19 protein-coding genes are annotated in these 15345 nt (G+C 73.4%); 6 read left to right on the top strand and 13 right to left on the bottom strand.

Going from position 1 to position 15345, the window contains the following annotated elements:
* Positions 1-10: 10 nt before the first annotated feature.
* The 5 genes from FHX31_RS16465 to FHX31_RS16445 form a co-directional block, all read right to left on the bottom strand.
* The gene (locus FHX31_RS16465) at positions 11-1072 is read right to left on the bottom strand and encodes a hypothetical protein (protein ID WP_184976700.1); all 1062 of its coding nucleotides are present in this window, start codon (positions 1070-1072) and stop codon (positions 11-13) included.
* A 33-nt stretch (positions 1073-1105) separates the two neighbouring features.
* The gene (locus FHX31_RS16460) at positions 1106-1426 is read right to left on the bottom strand and encodes a PadR family transcriptional regulator (protein WP_013285906.1); all 321 of its coding nucleotides are present in this window, start codon (positions 1424-1426) and stop codon (positions 1106-1108) included.
* 41 nt (positions 1427-1467) lie between these two features.
* Positions 1468-1965 carry a YcxB family protein gene (locus FHX31_RS16455; protein ID WP_184977802.1) on the bottom strand — a complete coding sequence of 166 codons (498 nt, stop codon included), beginning with the start codon at positions 1963-1965 and terminating at the stop codon, positions 1468-1470.
* A 95-nt stretch (positions 1966-2060) separates the two neighbouring features.
* Positions 2061-2804: an SAM-dependent methyltransferase gene (locus tag FHX31_RS16450; RefSeq protein WP_184976699.1), complete on the bottom strand. Its 744-nt coding sequence runs from the start codon at positions 2802-2804 to the stop codon at positions 2061-2063.
* Positions 2805-2857: 53 nt separating this feature from the next.
* Positions 2858-3634, bottom strand: a complete 777-nt coding sequence (locus tag FHX31_RS16445; RefSeq protein ID WP_357088808.1) for a hypothetical protein — start codon at positions 3632-3634, stop codon at positions 2858-2860.
* Positions 3635-3939: 305 nt separating this feature from the next.
* Here FHX31_RS16445 and FHX31_RS16440 point away from each other — a divergent pair, with 305 nt between their 5' ends.
* Positions 3940-4815, top strand: a complete 876-nt coding sequence (locus FHX31_RS16440; protein ID WP_030269043.1) for an alpha/beta fold hydrolase — start codon at positions 3940-3942, stop codon at positions 4813-4815.
* A gap of 24 nt (positions 4816-4839) precedes the next feature.
* Here the strand turns inward: FHX31_RS16440 and FHX31_RS16435 are convergent, their stop codons facing one another.
* Complete coding sequence (locus tag FHX31_RS16435; protein ID WP_013477087.1) at positions 4840-5445, bottom strand: YdeI/OmpD-associated family protein; 606 nt, start codon at positions 5443-5445, stop codon at positions 4840-4842.
* Positions 5446-5474: 29 nt separating this feature from the next.
* Positions 5475-5882 carry a diguanylate cyclase gene (locus FHX31_RS16430; RefSeq protein WP_357154376.1) on the bottom strand — a complete coding sequence of 136 codons (408 nt, stop codon included), beginning with the start codon at positions 5880-5882 and terminating at the stop codon, positions 5475-5477.
* 219 nt (positions 5883-6101) lie between these two features.
* On the opposite strand from FHX31_RS16430, the gene FHX31_RS16425 reads away from it, so the two are divergent.
* Positions 6102-6967 (top strand): IS5 family transposase gene (locus tag FHX31_RS16425; RefSeq protein ID WP_013474031.1). Its coding sequence is split into 2 segments (ribosomal slippage): positions 6102-6435 and positions 6435-6967, totalling 867 coding nucleotides; the frame shifts between segments, so codons are not numbered across the junction.
* 137 nt (positions 6968-7104) lie between these two features.
* Entirely contained in the window at positions 7105-7998 is an 894-nt protein-coding gene (locus FHX31_RS16420) for an IS5 family transposase (RefSeq protein ID WP_047894821.1), read from the top strand.
* Positions 7999-8018: 20 nt separating this feature from the next.
* Here FHX31_RS16420 and FHX31_RS16415 read toward each other — a convergent pair whose 3' ends face one another.
* Complete coding sequence (locus tag FHX31_RS16415) at positions 8019-8675, bottom strand: HAD family hydrolase (protein ID WP_030269046.1); 657 nt, start codon at positions 8673-8675, stop codon at positions 8019-8021.
* A gap of 62 nt (positions 8676-8737) precedes the next feature.
* Here FHX31_RS16415 and FHX31_RS16410 point away from each other — a divergent pair, with 62 nt between their 5' ends.
* A complete protein-coding gene (locus tag FHX31_RS16410; protein ID WP_221488087.1) occupies positions 8738-9319 on the top strand; it encodes a carboxymuconolactone decarboxylase family protein in 582 nt (193 codons plus the stop codon).
* A gap of 234 nt (positions 9320-9553) precedes the next feature.
* A complete protein-coding gene (locus FHX31_RS16405) occupies positions 9554-10198 on the top strand; it encodes an alpha/beta fold hydrolase (RefSeq protein ID WP_013285915.1) in 645 nt (214 codons plus the stop codon).
* Between the two features lie 17 nt (positions 10199-10215).
* On the opposite strand, the gene FHX31_RS16400 is transcribed toward FHX31_RS16405, so the two are convergent.
* Complete coding sequence (locus tag FHX31_RS16400; RefSeq protein WP_184976698.1) at positions 10216-11454, bottom strand: MFS transporter; 1239 nt, start codon at positions 11452-11454, stop codon at positions 10216-10218.
* A 112-nt stretch (positions 11455-11566) separates the two neighbouring features.
* Between FHX31_RS16400 and FHX31_RS16395 the strand changes: the two genes are divergently transcribed.
* On the top strand, positions 11567-12493 hold the full coding sequence (locus FHX31_RS16395) for a LysR family transcriptional regulator (protein WP_184976697.1): 927 nt from the start codon (positions 11567-11569) through the stop codon (positions 12491-12493).
* On the opposite strand, the gene FHX31_RS16390 is transcribed toward FHX31_RS16395, so the two are convergent.
* From FHX31_RS16390 to FHX31_RS16375, 4 genes are read right to left on the bottom strand one after another with little or no spacing between them, the layout of a single operon-like run.
* A complete protein-coding gene (locus tag FHX31_RS16390) occupies positions 12494-13261 on the bottom strand; it encodes a class I SAM-dependent methyltransferase (protein WP_071095360.1) in 768 nt (255 codons plus the stop codon).
* 32 nt (positions 13262-13293) lie between these two features.
* On the bottom strand, positions 13294-14064 hold the full coding sequence (locus FHX31_RS16385) for a maleylpyruvate isomerase N-terminal domain-containing protein (RefSeq protein WP_151013859.1): 771 nt from the start codon (positions 14062-14064) through the stop codon (positions 13294-13296).
* Positions 14061-14216: a hypothetical protein gene (locus tag FHX31_RS16380; protein ID WP_256092775.1), complete on the bottom strand. Its 156-nt coding sequence runs from the start codon at positions 14214-14216 to the stop codon at positions 14061-14063. The genes FHX31_RS16385 and FHX31_RS16380 overlap by 4 nt, the downstream gene beginning before the upstream one ends.
* Before the next feature lie 34 nt (positions 14217-14250).
* On the bottom strand, positions 14251-15342 hold the full coding sequence (locus FHX31_RS16375) for a winged helix DNA-binding domain-containing protein (RefSeq protein WP_151013861.1): 1092 nt from the start codon (positions 15340-15342) through the stop codon (positions 14251-14253).
* Positions 15343-15345 lie beyond the last annotated feature (3 nt).

The raw sequence follows: 15345 nt of genomic DNA, 5'->3' as shown, positions 1-15345 counted from the left end.
CGGCACGCCGCTAGACCGCCGGGTCTGGTGCTCCGGCGAGCGTACGGCCCGCCGGGCGCCGGTGCGGCAGCGCCGCCAGGCCCAGCGCGAGGAGCAGCAGGACCGCACCGAGCAGGAACGGCAGCGACAGGGTGGGCTGGCCGAGCCACTCCCACGGCACGTGCCAGCGGGGATGCGGCTCGCTCAGGTGGTGCGTGAGCATCAGCGGCGCGCTCAGCAGGATCGGTGCGGCCCAGAACACCATCGCGACGCCGTACAGGACCTTCGCCGGGCCCTGCACCAGCGGGTGCCGTCCCTCGGTGCGGCGGCTGGCCCAGCCGAACAGCACCCAGCCGCCCAGCGTGCCCAGCGCGAAGGCGAGCAGACCGGCGGGGTAGGCGGCGGCGGGGGTGGCGCGGCTGAGGGCGAGGCTCATCGAGCCCTCGGCGTTGATCTGCACCGCGAGGATGTGGTCGCCGCGATCGGCGTACACGGTGATGTCGGAGGGGATGGACGCCGGGTCGCACTGCGGACTGCCGGGAATGCAGCCGTACGCGTCGGTGTGGACGGGCGCGCTCCGCTCCCACCCGGCGGCGTCCAGGCGCTGCCGCAGGTCGATGAGGCCTCCGGCCGGTGCCTGGTCGAACGACGCGGTCAGCTCGGCCAGCGCGTACTCGCCGCCGTCGCCGAGGAGCAGCTCGGACAGGAGGTCCTCGCCGAGCGGGTGGCCGTAGATGAGGAACACGGCGGGCGGGTCGTCCTGGTCGAGGTGGCTGACCTGCCGGTCCGGGTAGAGCTGCCCGACCACGGCGGCGAGGTCCCGGTGGTCGAGCGGGCGGGAGCCGAGCCACGCGAGCCAGGTGCCGAACGACGCGGCGAACAAACCGCAGACCACCGCGAAGACCGCAGCCCAGGCCACCACGGTACGGCTCGCCGGCCGTCCCAGCCGGGCACGCAGACCATGACGTACGAGATTCGCCGCGACCCGGCCACGCCGGTGGGCCGAACCGACGTCCCGTACCGTCTCCAGGATCTCGGCCCCGCGCGCGCGGCGATAGTCACGGGGGTAGGCCAGCAGCAGCCAGCGGTGCATGGGTTTCTCCCTACGGTGCCGCGACGGCGGGGGTCAGGCGGGGCGAGGGCGCAGAGCGCGCAGCCGGGTCTCGGCGGCGGACGCGAGCTGCCGCAGCCGCTCGGTCTGGCGTGCCAGTTCGGCCCGGCCGTCGGCGCGCAGCCGGTAGTAGCGGCGCAGCCGGCCGTCGACCACCTCTTCGTGGCTGAGTTCGACGAGGCCCTGCGCCACCAGCCGGTCCAGGGCGGCGTAGAGCGTGCCCGGCAGCAGGTTGACGCGACCGCCGGACAGGCCGGCGACCTCCTGGATGATCCCGTAGCCGTGGCGCGGCTCGTCGGCCAGCGCGGTCAGGATCAGGAAGGTCGCCTCGCGCATCTCACTCACCGAGGCAACATATACAGCCGATCAATACATGGTCAACGGTCGCCGAGTAGTTGCCGCTCGGCCATGAAGGCGCGCAACGTCCCGGCGTCCTCGGCGGACATCAGCCAGCGGGGGATCACCGTGGCCGGCATCCGCCCGACGTACACGATCCAGAAGTCAGGGGTCTCGGTGACGCGCGTGACGCCGTCCCAGGCGATGCCGCTGGACTCCGAACCGCTGCGCATCATGATGTTGCGGTCGTCGATGTCGTAGCCGCCCTCGACCGCGTAGCCGCCGGAGCGGCGCCGGGCCCGCCACCGCACCCACGGCGCGTACAGCATCGACAGCACGCCGGCCACGATCAACGCGGTCCACAGCGACGCGAAGCGGCCACCCCGCTCCGACGCCTGCGAGGCGACCCACCCGATCACCCCGATCGCGGCCAGGGCCGCGCCGATGTAGCCGAACCGGCGCAGCCGGGCGGCGGCCAGCGCGGCGGCCACGCGGGCCGGATAGGCGGGATCGGCCGGTACGGCGAAACGGATCTGCATCGGCACCGAGGACCACCCACCGGATTCGTGTTCTGGACGGCGGGAGCGCTGCCCCGCGACGACGTGCGGCTCCACGGTACCGGGGCTTCCGACTCTCAGATCCGCCGCAGCACGAACGTCACGAAGCCCAGCATGTTCCGGTACCCGCGCAGCCACTGGTCACGGTGCTCGCGGGCGGCCGTCAGCGCCCCGGCGGCGTCCGGGTGACCGGGGTTGTCCAGCGCCCACTCGGTGAGCGAACCGGTCCACGACCACTCGTAGTCGTCCCACTCGGCGGTGTCGCTGACGTGCGCGTACACCGGGGCCCAGCCCGCCTTCCCGGCGGCGTCGACCAGACCGGCGAGGTCGGCGTGGTCGTCCGGTTTCGCGCCCAGCGCCGCCAGCGCGTCCGGCGTCGGCGGCACCTGCCAGAATCCCTCACCCACCATCAGGATGCCGTCGGGGTTCACGTGCCGGCCGGCCAGCTCCAGCGCTCCACCGAAGCCGCCGAACGCGTGCGTCGACCCGACGCAGAGCACCAGGTCGTAGTCGCCGTCCGGCACGTACGACCGGGCGTCGCGCTCGTGCAGCGTGAGCCGGTCGGCGAGGCCGCGCTCGGCGGCGGCCTCGGCGGCGCGTTCGAGCGCGTACGGGCTGAGGTCCACGCCGTCGGCGTGCCCGTCCGGGTAGTGCGCGAGGGCCTGCAACGCCCAGGCGCCCTCGCCGCAGCCGAGATCGAGGATCCGGGCCGCCGGCCGTCGGCCCGCCCGGCGCAGCAGCCGGTTGAGGTTGAGACCGGAGATCGGGGCCGCGATCGGGTGGTGCGAGTGCGCGATGCTGCTCAGGCGTTGACGGTCCATCGCCGCAGTCAACACGAGGACTGCGGACCCGCGCACGCGGGTTGCCGCGCCGGTCAGTACCGGCAGACGATCGTGGCGTCGTCGGTGGCGACGCCCTCGCGCGCCTCGGCCTCGCGCACCCGGCGGACGACCTCGGCGGGGCCGTCGGTCTCCAGCAGGCGCAGCAGCCCCGGCCAGCCGGTCAGGCCGAAGGTGTCCACGAGGCGGCTCGCGCCGTTGCTGAGCAGAGCCGTCGCGCGGACGTCGTCGGCCGGGCACTCGCCGGTGACGGCCTCGCCGGCCACCCGCGGGTCGTCCTTGGCGACCCAGAACCCGCCCGGACTGTTCCGCCGGGCCCGCAGCTCCATCAGCAGCCGCCGGTACTCGTCGCCGCCCTCGGGCACGTCCTTCAGCCGCTCCTCGAAGGACCGCGCGATCACCACCTCACGCGGATCATGGGCGGCGACGGGCTCACCAGAGGCCCGGCCGATCAGCGCGACCGCGTCGCCGAGGACCAGGTGCTCGACGGTCCCACCGGAGAACCGGAGCATCGCCACCGCCGCGAACGGGCTGATCGGATGGGCGACGTCGCACGTGTCGCGGTGCGCGTCGGTGACGTGCTCGATGCCCTCGGCCAGCACGTCGCGCAGGCTCCGATCCTGGGACAGCGCACCGAGCAGCGCGCCGCCGAGCCGGGTCGCGTACCAGGCGATGCCGTGGTGGCAGACCTCGTCCGCGCCGGCGATGCCGCCCGCGCCGTCGACCAGGACCATGCCGCACGGTACGGCGCCGGCGAAGTCCTCATTGGCCCGGCCCGGATGCCCCGCGTCGGTCGCCATCGCTACCCGCATCGGCTCATCATGCCGGGACCGGCCGGAACGCGATGCCCCTCGCGCCTTGATCTGAAGTGTGGTTGAGGTCCTGGCGTCGTGGGCACCCGACCACTGCCGGAGGTAGACCACCATGACGACGCCGAACCTGTCCGACGCCGAACTCGCGGGCCAGCCGGCCTCCTACTGGACGGGCATCGCGGGCGACCTCCCACCGTCGGCTCGTTCGAGCGTACGCCCGGCTCACCCCTGTTCAGCCGCCGGTCATTGTCCCGGGCCGCGGCGATTCGGCAGTACGGGCGCGGCCGGGCGGCCAGGATGAGGTGATGCACGCCAGTCAGAAGATCCGCCACCGGCACGCCGACGTCGACGGTCTGGAGGTGTTCTTCCGCGAGGCCGGCCGCCCCGGCGACCCGGCGGTGCTGCTGCTGCACGGTTTCCCCAGCTCGTCGCACACGTTCCGCGAGGTCATGCCCACACTCGCCGAGGTCGCGTACGTGCTCGCGCCGGACCTGCCCGGCTTCGGCATGTCGTCGTCGCCCACAGTCGCCGAGTACGACTACACGTTCGAGAACCTGTCGTGGACGGTCGAGCGCCTCCTCGGCCGGCTCGACGTGGACCGCTTCTTCGTCTACCTGCACGACTTCGGCGCGCCGGTCGGATACCACCTGGCCACGCGCGCCCCGGGACGGATCCGTGGCCTGATCGTGCAGAGCGGCAACACGCACGCCGACGGGCTCGGCGCGCAGTGGGACACCGCGCGGGCGTACTGGGCCGACCCGGGCGAGGCCACGCGCGCCGCGCTGCCGGACTGGCTGACCTTCGACGGCACCCGGGACCAGTACCTCGCCGGGCTGCCCGAGCACGTACGCCCGTTGCAGGCGCCCGAGGCGTGGCACCTGGACTGGGAACGGATGACCCGGCCCGGCAACGTCGAGGCGCAGTTCGCGCTGTTCACCGACTACGCCGCCCACGTCGCCCGGTTCGGCGAGATCGCCGGGTACCACAGCGCCCACCAGCCACCGGCGCTCGTGCTGTGGGGCCGGCACGACGCGTACTTCGACGTGGACGAGGTGCTCGCGTACCACCGCGCGCTCGACCGGATGGACGCGCACATCTACGACGGCGGCCACCTGCTGCTGGAGACGCACGCGGCCGAGTGCGCCGCGCTCATGCGCGCGTTCGTCCTCGACAACTCGTGAGACGTGGCGGGGGCGCCCGCGACGTCACGGCGTGGTGGAGGGCTTCGCCTTCTGCGGGTGGATCGTCTCGTGGCGGGCCAGCATGGCGACGAACTCGCGGATCTTCCGCTCCCGGGTCTCCGCGCGCTTGACCGCGTTGAGCCGGTGGATGAGCGTGAACCTGTTGGCACTGGTGAGAACGTCGAACATGGCCTGGGCAGCGGGCTCGGCCGCGACGGCGGCGAGCAGGTCGGCGGGCACCTCGGCCTCCGACGGCGGTGCGTACGCCGCCGCCCACCGGCCGTCCGCCTTCGCGGCCTCCACCGCGGCCCGGCCCGCCGGCGTCATCCGACCCTCCGACTCCAGCCGGGCCACGTGCGCGACGTTGCGTTGCGACCAGGAGCTGCGCGCCCGGCGCGGGGTGTACCGGATCCAGGAGCTCTCGTGGTCGCGCTTGCGGCCCTGCCCGTCGATCCAGCCGAAGCACAGCGCCTCGTCGACCGCCTGCTGCCAGGTCAGCGTGGTGATCGTGCCGCCCTTACGGCCCAGCGCGAGCCAGACACCGGGCGACGTGTCGTGGTTGGCGGACAGCCACGCGCGCAGCGCGTCCGCGTCGGGCACGATCAGCTCGTCCAGCTCGTCGCTCGCCATGGCCGGAAGGCTATGCCAGGGGTACGACGCTAAGGCCGGGCGCGCGGCTCAGCCGCCCGGCGGCCGCCGTCGGGCGACGGGTCGGCCGCCCGCCGAATCCGCCGTCCGGCCACCAGCATCGCCACGCCTGCGCCGGCGAGCCCCGCGCCGATCAGCCCGCCCACGATCCCCGCCGCCGGATCGCGCTCACGGAACGCGTACGTCACGGCCGAGGTCAGGATCGGCGCACCGAGGGCGATCGCCATCCACCCGCCGAGGATGTCCGCCTTGTCGGCGAAGGCGTTCGTGGTGACGAGGACGAGCAGAACCATCGCAGCGGCGACGCTGACGAGGAGCAGCGCCGCGAGGATCAGCGCGGGGTCGCGCGGGAGCAGCCCGGCGGCCGCGGCGAGCACGTAGATGATCGCCGCCGCGATGAGGTTCGCGAGGACGTTCATCATCACGTTCGCGGCGAACCGTCGCAGGCCGCCGCGCCCGGTGTCGTCGTCGCTGATGGCGTCCCCCGATCGCCGTCGATGCCTTCGACGACGAGGCTAGGGCGACCGGGCGGCCCGGCACAACGCCCGGCGCCGGCCGGTGCGGTCACGACGTTCGCGACCGGCCTAGGGCGTGTCCTGCCGATCTTGTAGGGGTTGGTCGTTGACGATGTGTCGGTGGTGCGTCGTGGTGAGTTGACCGATGAGGCGTGGGCGGTGATCGCGCCGCTGCTACCGGAGCCGGGCGGTGCTCGTGGGCGGTGGCGAGATCACCGGCAGGTCATCAACGGGATTTTGTGGAAGCTGCGCACGGGTGCGCCGTGGCGTGACCTGCCCGAACGTTTCGGGCCGTGGAAGACCTGCCATGAGCGGCTGCGTCGGTGGAGCGCCGACGGGACATGGGATCGGATCCTCGCGGCGGCGCAGGTGCACGACGACGGCACACCGGTGCAGTGGACGATCAGCATCGACTCGTCGATCGTGCGGGCGCATCAGCATGCCGCTGGCGCCCGCAAAAAGGGGGCTCCCCGACAAGTCCGGCGACGCCTGGTGCGCAAGATGGCGAGGCCATCGGCCGATCACGCGGAGGACTGAGCACGAAAATCCACCTCGCAGTCGACGGACGCGGCCGGCCGTTGTCGATCCTGCTCACCCCGGGCCAGGCCGGCGACAACCCCCAGCTCCTCGCCCTGCTCGACGCGATCCGCGTCAACCAGCCCGGACCGGGCCGGCCCCGCAAACGTCCGGACGTGCTGATCGCGGACAAGGGCTACGCCCATGACTCCACCCGTCGAGCCCTGCGCCAACGCGGGATCCGGCACGTCATCCCCGAACGCAGCGACCAGATCGCCCGCCGCGCCGCCAAGGGCAGCACCGGCGGGCGACCACCCGCCTTCGACAAGGCGACCTACCGCAAACGCAACGTCGTGGAACGCTGCTTCAACCGACTCAAGCAATGGCGTGACCTGGCCACCCGCTACGCCAAACGCGCATCCCTCTACCGAGCCAGCCTGATCCTCATCGCCGCCATCATCTGGCTTCCATGATCGACAGGACAGGCCCTAAGGCGTGTTTCAGAAGTCGTGGTGGCCGGTGAAGGTCGCGGCGTGGCGGTGATCGACAACTGAAGAGGTCTCCGGTATCTGGTTCTGCGACCAAGCAAGAACTTCATACCGGAGACCTCGTGGCCACCTTAGCGGTGACGAGGCGGCACGACCTCACCGACGCTCAGTGGCAGCGGCTCGCTGCGCTACTGCCGGCCGCGTCGGCGAAGGGCCGGCCGCCGAAGTGGCAGAAACGGCAGCTCATCGATGGGATCAGGTGGCGGATCCGGATCGGGTCGCCCTGGCGTGACGTCCCGGCCGAGTACGGACCCTGGCAGACGCTCTACGGCCTGTTCCGTCGCTGGCAGCGCGACGGCACCTGGGACAAGATCCTGGCCGCGTCACAGGCCGCCGGCGATGCGCAAGGCCGGATCACCTGGACGGTCAGCGTGGACTCGATGACCAGCCGCGCCCACCAACACGCCGCCGGCGCCCGCAGAGACGGCCACCTGCAGAAAGAGCCACCCGGTGGCGTGCACGACGAACCCGCCGATCACGCTCTCGGACGATCTCGCGGCGGTCTGACCACCAAGACGCATCTGGCCTGTGAGCAGGGACAGAAGGTCCTATCGATGGTCGTGACCGCCGGGCACCGTGGTGACAGCCCGCAATTCATCCCGGTCCTGCGTCGTATCAAGGTGACCCGCCTCGGGGTGGGCCGGCCCCGCACCTGCCCCGACCTGGTCCTGGCCGACAAGGCGTACACCAGCCGCGGAAACCGCGCCTACCTGCGCAAGCGCGGGATCAAGGCGTGCATCCCGAGTAAGACCGATCAAGACGCCCACCGCAAGGCCAAGGGCAGCCGCGGCGGGCGCCCGCCGAAGTTCGACCGAGACCTCTACCGGATGCGACATGCCGTCGAGAACGGCATCGCCCGGCTCAAGCGCCACCGCGGCCTGGCCACCCGCTACGACAAGTTGGCCGTCCGGTTCCAGGCCGTCCTGACCATCACCATCATCTGTGAATGGCTCTGACCGGGCTTATGAAACACGCCTTAGCCGCCCGCCGCGTTGTGCCGCGCGACCAGAGCCGGCAGCTCGTCCAGCGAGTCGATGCGGAACAGGCACCGTTCGGCGACGTCCGGCATGTCGAGGATGTGGCCCCACGGTCCGCGCCGGATCAGGCACGCGGTCATGCCGGCGGCCATCGCCGGGGCGGCATCGTTGTCCGGCCGGTCGCCGACGTACAGGATCGCCGACGCGTCGCCGCCGCCCTCGCGGACGACCCGGTCGAAGAACTCCGGCGCCGGTTTCGCCACGCCCCAGGCCGCCGACGTGCCGATCACGTCCACCGCCAGGTCCAGCGCCCGCAGCGTCGCCTCGGCGTGCTCCGGCTGGTTGCCGGCCAGGCCGACGCGCAATCCCTGCTCCCGCAGGGCGGCCAGGCACGCCCGCGCGTCCGGGTAGAGGTCGTCGGCGCCGAACGACTCCGGGTCGCCGGCCGCGACCCGGCGCGCGAGTTCGGCGGTGAGGTCGAAGTCCGGCCGGAACGCCCGGAACACCTCCTGGTAGTCCAGCCCGCGGGCGATCACCGCGCCGAAGACCGCGGAGAACGTGTGCCGGGGCACGCCGAGCCAGTCCGCCCAGGTCGCGAACTCGCGCGTCTCGTCGAGGATCGTCCCGCCCACGTCGAAGAAGACCGCCCGGATCATTCGCGGATCGTACTGTCGTTGATCAGCCTGTGGGGGGCGCCCGGGTGGCGCAGACTGCCCGCATGAATGCCGCCTTCCTTCCCGAACCGCCGCAGAGCCCGGCGGCGAAAGCCGCCTACGAGGACGACCTCGCCTCCGACGGCTACGTCAACAACCTCACCCGCGTCTGGTGCTGGCGACCCGACGTGCTGATGTCGTTCCAGAACACCCGCACCGAGCTGCTGTCCGAGTCCACGCTGTCCTCGCGTGAGGTGGCGGTGCTGGTCGCCGCCACGGCCGCCGCGCGGGGCGACTCGTACTGCTCGCTGGCCTGGGGCGCGCGGCTGGCCGGGATGAGCGACGAGGAGACAGCCGCCGCGGTGCTGCGCGGCGACGAGGCGGACCTGTCGGAGCGGGAGACGGCGCTCGCGGACTGGTCCCGCCAGGTCGTGACGGACCCGAACGCCACCACCGAGGCCGACACGCGACGCCTGCGCGAGGCCGGCCTGAGCGACCGGGAGATCTTCGAGGCGACCACGCTGATCGCGTTCCGGCTGGCCTTCTCCACAGTGAACGACGCGCTCGGCGCGCGGCCGGACGCGCAACTGGCGGAGAAGGCGCCACGGCTCGTCCGGGAGGCGGTCACGTTCGGCCGCCCGGTCTGAGCGAGCGGCCCTCGGCCCCGGGCCGCGCCTCGACCGGGGCGGTCTCGGGGCACCGGCCCGCCCCGGCTCGCCGCCCGCTGCCTCTACCTCGACCGGATCGAGAACACGATCGGGCGGCGTCAGGTCGTCACCCGCATCGAGGCGTTCCGCGACGAGCTGCGGGCCGCCCGGGTGCCCCGGGCGTGTCCGCACTGACGGCCACTGCATGTCGTACCGGTGTGGGAGGGTCCGGGCATGACGACGTTCGTACTCATACACGGCGGCGGGGGCAGCGCGTGGGACTGGCATCTGGTGGTTCCCGAGCTGGCCGCCCGGGGCCACGACGCGGTGGTGCCGGAGCTGCCGATCGGGGACCGGTCGGCGCGGTTCGCCGACTTCCGCCGGACGGTGGTCGACGCCGTCGGCGGCCGCGACGACCTCGTGGTGGTCGGGCACTCGTACGGCGCGTTCACCGCACCGCTTGTCGCCGACCGGTTGCCGGTGCGGCTGCTGGTCCTGCTCACCCCGATGATCCCGCGGCCCGGTGAGAGGCCGGGGGAGTGGTGGGGCAACACCGGCTACCGCGAGCCGGAAGGGCTCAGCGAGGAGCAGCAGTTCTACAACGGCGTGCCGGCCGAGATCGTCGCCCGGGCGCCGGCGCACGGCCGGGAGCAGGTCAGCGCGGAGTGGGACGAGCCGTGGCCGCTGGCCACCTGGCCGGCCGTGCCGACGGCGGTGCTCATCGGCCGCGACGACCAGTTCTTCCCCGCCGACTTTCAACGCCGGGTGGCCGCCGACCGGCTCGGCGTGGTTCCGGACGAGATCGACGGCGGCCATGCGGTGGCGCTCAGTCACCCGGGTCTGCTCGCCGACCGGCTGACCGCCTACCTGGCGTCCTGACCGTCCGGCCGCCGGTCCTAGGAGACCGCAACGGCCGGGCGTGCGGGCTCCGGGTCGCGCGTGTGCCGGCGCGTCGGCAGCAGCAGCGGCGTGCCGAGCAGCAGCACCCCGGACACGGTGATCGCGGCGAGCGGGCCGACGACCGTGGCGAGGACGCCCCACACGGTCATCAGCGCGGCCTGGGTGAGCCGGCCGGTGACGCTCCACGCGGTCAGAACCTGCGCGGTGTGCGCCTGCGGGGTCCGGCGCAGGCGCTCGGTCGCGTAGATCGGGTTGAACACGCCCATGCACGTGATGAGCACCCACTCGACGGCGATCACCGTCAGCAGTCCGCTGGTCCCCGGATGGGTGAACGCGAGACCGAGCGGGACGCTCGACCGCAGCCAGCCGGACACCGTCATCACCCGATGCCGTCCGTACCGCCGCACCAGGCGCGGGCTCAGCCGCGCGCCGAGCACGCCGCCGAGCGCGGACACGCCGAAGACCAGCCCGTACTGCCACGCCGCCACCCGGTACCCATCCAGCAGGAGCACGGCGAGCAGCGGCGCGGTCGCCATGATCAGGCCGCCGACCAGCACCGAGTTCAGGAACAATCGCCACAGCACCGGGTCGCGGCGCACGAACCGCCAGCCTGCGCCCAGGTCGGCGACGCGGGAGGCGCCCGCCGGGTCACGGGGCGCCACCGTGTCGCCGCTGCGGATCCGCCGTACCGCCAGCGCCGACAGCAGGTGGCTCACGGCGTCGGCGGTGATGGTGACGACCGGGCCGAGCAGCCCGACGAGCGCGCCCCCGAGCGGCGGCCCGGCCGCCGTCGCGGCCCAGCTCGCCGCCTCGAACCGTCCGTTCGCCGCCAGCAGCCGATCGCCCCGGACCAGGCTCTTCAGGTACGCCCCGGACGCGGCGGTGAACGTGATCGCGGCCGTCCCGCAGACCACCGCGACGACGAGCAACTGGCCGTACGACAGCACCCCGAGCGCGTACGCGGCCGGCACGCTCGCCAGCGCCGCGAACCGGACCAGATCCGTCGCGATCATCACCGGCAGTTTCCGCCGGTAGGCCACCCACGGCCCGAGCGGGACCGCCAGCATCGCCGCCACTGCCAGCCCGGCCGCCTCCAGGAGCGACACCGCGAACGCCGACGAGTCCAGCACCCGCACCGCGATCAGCGGGAAGGCGCCGAACGCCAGCCATGTGCCGTACGTGCTCACCGCGTACGCCGACCACAGCCACCCGAAATCCGAACCCAGCTTCCGCACGCCGCCCCCGTCACCGATGCCCCGCGCATCAGACCGGCCGCGCGGACGCCGGAGCAAACAACCGCCGCCCGGCGCGCCACAACCATCGGCTGGGCCCGCCTACTGTGGGCCGGTGGACAGCGAGGCGGTGCGGTCGTTCGTGCGGGCGGCCGAACTCGGCCAGTTCCGGCACGCCGCCGACGAGCTGGGCGTCACCCAGCAGGCCGTGTCGAAGCGGATCGCCGCGCTGGAGCGGGAGCTGGGGGTGCGCCTGTTCACCCGTACACCCCGGGGGGTCGAGCTGACACACGACGGCCGGGCGTTCCTCCCGCACGCCCGGGGCGTCGTCGCGGGCGCGGACCGCGCGGTCGCCGCGGTCCGGCCCGGCGCGCGGGCGCCGCGCATCGACGTGCTCGGCCTGCGCAGCGCGCAAGCCGTCCTGCTGCACGACTACTGGCGCGCCCACCCGGGCGTCGACCTCGACGTGGTGACGCTGCGGGTCGACGACCCCCGGCAGGTCGCCGCCGCGGTCCGGGCCGGCGAGATCGACGCCGCGTTCCGCACCGTCACCGACCCGGCCGCGCTGCCGCCCGAGGTACGGATGGTCCGCGCCTTCGACTCGCCGCTGCAACTGCTCGCCGGGCCCCGGCACCCGCTCGCGTCCGCGCCCACGCTCACACCGTCCGAGCTGCGCGGACACCGGCTGCGGGTGCCGGGCATCGTGCCCGGCAGCGAGTGGGGCGAGTTCTACGAGCAGCTCGCCGACGCCTTCGACCTGTGGGTGGACGCGACCGGGCCGAACTTCGGCACCGAGGTGCTCCTCGACGAGCTCGCGAATTCCGTGGACGTGGCGACGCTCGTCGGCGCCCGGGACCGCTACCTCTGGCCCGCCGGCCACGACCTGCGCCGCATCCCGATCACGGGTCCGGTGCTCGCGTACCCGATCAACCTCATGCTGCCCCGGACCGGCCCGCACCCGGGGCTGCGGCCGGTGATCCGTCACTTCGCGGGCCTGCCGCCGCTGCCCGGACCGGTCTGGCGGCCCGCCTGGCCCGCGTGATCAGGGCTGCGACGTCCGCCGCGCCAGGTGGACCGTGACGTCCGAGGTGACCTCGACCGTGCCGGGCAGCACATCCCGGACGCGGCGGAACACCTGATCACGTACCGGCGGCGGCAGTTCGAGATAGGCCGAGACGGTCGACAGGAGACCGACGTAGTCGTCGGCGCTCATCGTGATCCGCCGCGCGATCTCCGACTGGCGCACGTCGGTGAACCACTCGGACGCGCGCAGCTCGGTGCCGGGCCACTGCATGCCGGCCTCCGGTGGCGTCCCGTCCGGCGACGGGATTTCGTCGTCGGCGAGGAACTCGGACCGGGCCGCGGCCACCGCGTCGCGCAGCGCCGGGTCGGCCAGCCGCAACGGGCCGCCGAACGACGCGAACACGCCACCGGACGCGAGTAGCCCGGCGATCCGCTCCCACCGCCGGTCCGGGTCGGTCCAGTGCAGCGCCGCCGCCGCGTACACCAGGTCGTGGCGCTCGCCGGCGCGCAACTGCTCGAACGCGGCCTGCCGGACCCGCACCTCGGCCGGGACGTGTCGCCGCAGTTCGGCGAGCATCGCGGCGTCCGGGTCGGTGGCGGTGACCGCGACGCCGCGCCGGGCGAACAGCCGGGTCGCCTTGCCGGTGCCGGCGCCGATCTCCAGAGCGGTCCGGACGGGCCGGCCCGCGTACGCCAGCACCAGGTCGGCCAGTTCCTCCGGATAGCCGGGCCGGAACCGCTCGTATGCCTGCGCTGCCGCTCCGAAGCTCAACGCACGATCCGGCATACCGGGCATCCTCCCACGATCAGGCCGCCGTCCTACGCGTCCGGATCCCACGCCGCGATCCGGTCGAGCACGCGCCGGTCGCCCTCGACGGCGAGCGCGTCCAGCGGTATCCGGCCGTAGAAGGCCAGGACCAGGTCACCGGCGGTGGAACGGGCGGCGGTGTCGGCCGGCTCCGCCCCGGCTCCGGCGGGCAGACGGGTGACCCGTGCGCCCTCGGGAGAGAGCCGCGTGCGCCACGATCCGCCCTCGGTGACGTGGTAGTCGAGGACGGCGGGCTCGTACGGCCACGGCACAGTGGTCGCGCAGCAGGTGAACAGGAAGTCCTCCACGCCGTCGAGGGCCACCTCGACCGGCATCGGCTGCGGCGCGCCCACCGTGAGCTGGGCGTCGTAGGTGTGCACGGCGATCTCCTGGAGCTGGTGCCGGGCGACGGCGCCGCAGGTCTGCGGCGACTGCGACGTGTCCCACCACGTCCAGCAGCCACGATCGGGTCCGGCGTCGCGCAGCGCGACCAGCAACTGCTCGGTCGACTCGGCCAGCCAGTCCCGCAGCGCCGTACGCTCCCGGGGCGCGCCCGGACCGCCGGGCGCGGCCCGCCCGGACGCCCCGGGACCGGCGGCGACCGTGGCCGCCCACGAGCGGCGTCCCTCGCCGATGTGCCGGGCCAGGTCGAACAGCGTCCACTCGGGACAGGTCGGCACCGGCGCGTCGAGGTCCGGCGCGGCGGCGACCGCATCCCGGAACGCGGCCGACCGGTCGTCGATCAGCCGCAGCCGATCGGTAAACGTCAGGGGCTCGGTCACTCAGGCTGTCTACCAGTGCGCGCGGCGGCCCGACAGCGAGTTTCGGCGCGCACATGCGCGGCGACGGCGTCGGCCACCTGCGCGGGCGCGGCGGAGGCGTCGGCCAACTGCTCGGGCGGGGCGGAGGCGTCGATCAGACGGGCGTCGGTCACCGACGCGAACGTGGCGAGCGCCCGGGCGGCGTGGTCAGCCGGCGAAGTCGACGCCGGCCAGCGGCACACCCCGGTACGCGGCGAGCCGCTCGGCCTCCACGACGACCGCGTCGCGTGCGCTGCCCGGGAGCTTGCGCCACGGCTGAACCGCGACCGTGAAGGAGCGGCCGGACTTTCGCGGGCGCCAGGTGCCGGCCAGGTCGCCGTCGACGAGGACGGCGCCGGGGCGGCCCAGCACCGGCCACAGCTCCTTCGCGCGGGCCGCGTCCGGCACCAGCGTCGCCCGGTCCTTCGCCTGGAGGAACAGGTCGAACGGGCCGAGCAGGCGGGTCGTCGTGGCGTCCGCCGACGCCAGCGCCGCCTCGTCGGCCGCGAGCAGCCAGCGCGTCTCGCCGTCGACGCTCACCTCGACCGCGTCGTGCGGCCAGCGGGCCTTGACCTCCTTGACCGGGGCGTCGAGGTAATCGGCCACGTGCTTCGGGGTTGCCGGGCCGAGCAGCCGCAGGTAGGCGCGGATGAGCTCGAACCGGTCGCCGGGCGCGGCGGCCGGACGGAACCCGGGGATGCGTTCCAGGATCGGCGGTGACGTGTCGAGCCGCAGCTCCAACCCGGCCCGCACGGCGGCCAGCCGGAACGGCATCTCGTAGAGGTGGGTCGCGTCGCACGGCCGGCAGAACCGCAGGTAGGGCTCGGGCATCACGTCGGCGAGCCGCCCGGAGACCTCGCCCTTGACCGTCGACTCACGGACGATCTTCCGCATCCGCGCGGCCACCTCGTCGAGCGCGGCGACGATGCCGATGCCGGCCGCCCTCAACGGCTTCGCCGCGTCGTAGATGCGCTTGCCGGCGTCGGTGTCGGAGAACGGCTCGACCGCGGCGGCCACCGCGCCCACGTCGGTACGGCGGTAGAGGTGCGGGGCGCCGCGTACGGTCCAGAGCAGGACCAGGTCGTCGCCGGTCAGCGGGGCCACGTCGACGCCGCGCGCGGCGAGCGCCCACCGGCCGCCGTCGGGACCGGTGTCCTGCACGCCGATGTCGAGCACGGCGGTGTCGGCGAGCGAGCCCTGCACTCGGTCGAGTTGTTGAGCCCGGACGCGGAAGTTCAGCACCTGACGCCTGTCGACCATCGA

This window comes from Micromonospora sp. CNZ286 (assembly GCF_014207755.1).
Note: the sequence above shows the minus strand (reverse complement) of the source record. Positions and strands in the feature narration are given on the sequence as shown.

Coding starts and splice junctions, on each gene's coding strand:
- FHX31_RS16465 (WP_184976700.1), bottom strand. CDS start 1,072: ATGCACCGCTGGCTGCTGCTGGCCTACCCCCGTGACTATCGCCGCGCG.
- FHX31_RS16460 (WP_013285906.1), bottom strand. CDS start 1,426: ATGCGCGAGGCGACCTTCCTGATCCTGACCGCGCTGGCCGACGAGCCG.
- FHX31_RS16455 (WP_184977802.1), bottom strand. CDS start 1,965: ATGCAGATCCGTTTCGCCGTACCGGCCGATCCCGCCTATCCGGCCCGC.
- FHX31_RS16450 (WP_184976699.1), bottom strand. CDS start 2,804: ATGGACCGTCAACGCCTGAGCAGCATCGCGCACTCGCACCACCCGATC.
- FHX31_RS16445 (WP_357088808.1), bottom strand. CDS start 3,634: ATGCGGGTAGCGATGGCGACCGACGCGGGGCATCCGGGCCGGGCCAAT.
- FHX31_RS16440 (WP_030269043.1), top strand. CDS start 3,940: ATGCACGCCAGTCAGAAGATCCGCCACCGGCACGCCGACGTCGACGGT.
- FHX31_RS16435 (WP_013477087.1), bottom strand. CDS start 5,445: ATGGCGAGCGACGAGCTGGACGAGCTGATCGTGCCCGACGCGGACGCG.
- FHX31_RS16430 (WP_357154376.1), bottom strand. CDS start 5,882: ATGAACGTCCTCGCGAACCTCATCGCGGCGGCGATCATCTACGTGCTC.
- FHX31_RS16415 (WP_030269046.1), bottom strand. CDS start 8,675: ATGATCCGGGCGGTCTTCTTCGACGTGGGCGGGACGATCCTCGACGAG.
- FHX31_RS16410 (WP_221488087.1), top strand. CDS start 8,738: ATGAATGCCGCCTTCCTTCCCGAACCGCCGCAGAGCCCGGCGGCGAAA.
- FHX31_RS16405 (WP_013285915.1), top strand. CDS start 9,554: ATGACGACGTTCGTACTCATACACGGCGGCGGGGGCAGCGCGTGGGAC.
- FHX31_RS16390 (WP_071095360.1), bottom strand. CDS start 13,261: ATGCCGGATCGTGCGTTGAGCTTCGGAGCGGCAGCGCAGGCATACGAG.
- FHX31_RS16375 (WP_151013861.1), bottom strand. CDS start 15,342: ATGGTCGACAGGCGTCAGGTGCTGAACTTCCGCGTCCGGGCTCAACAA.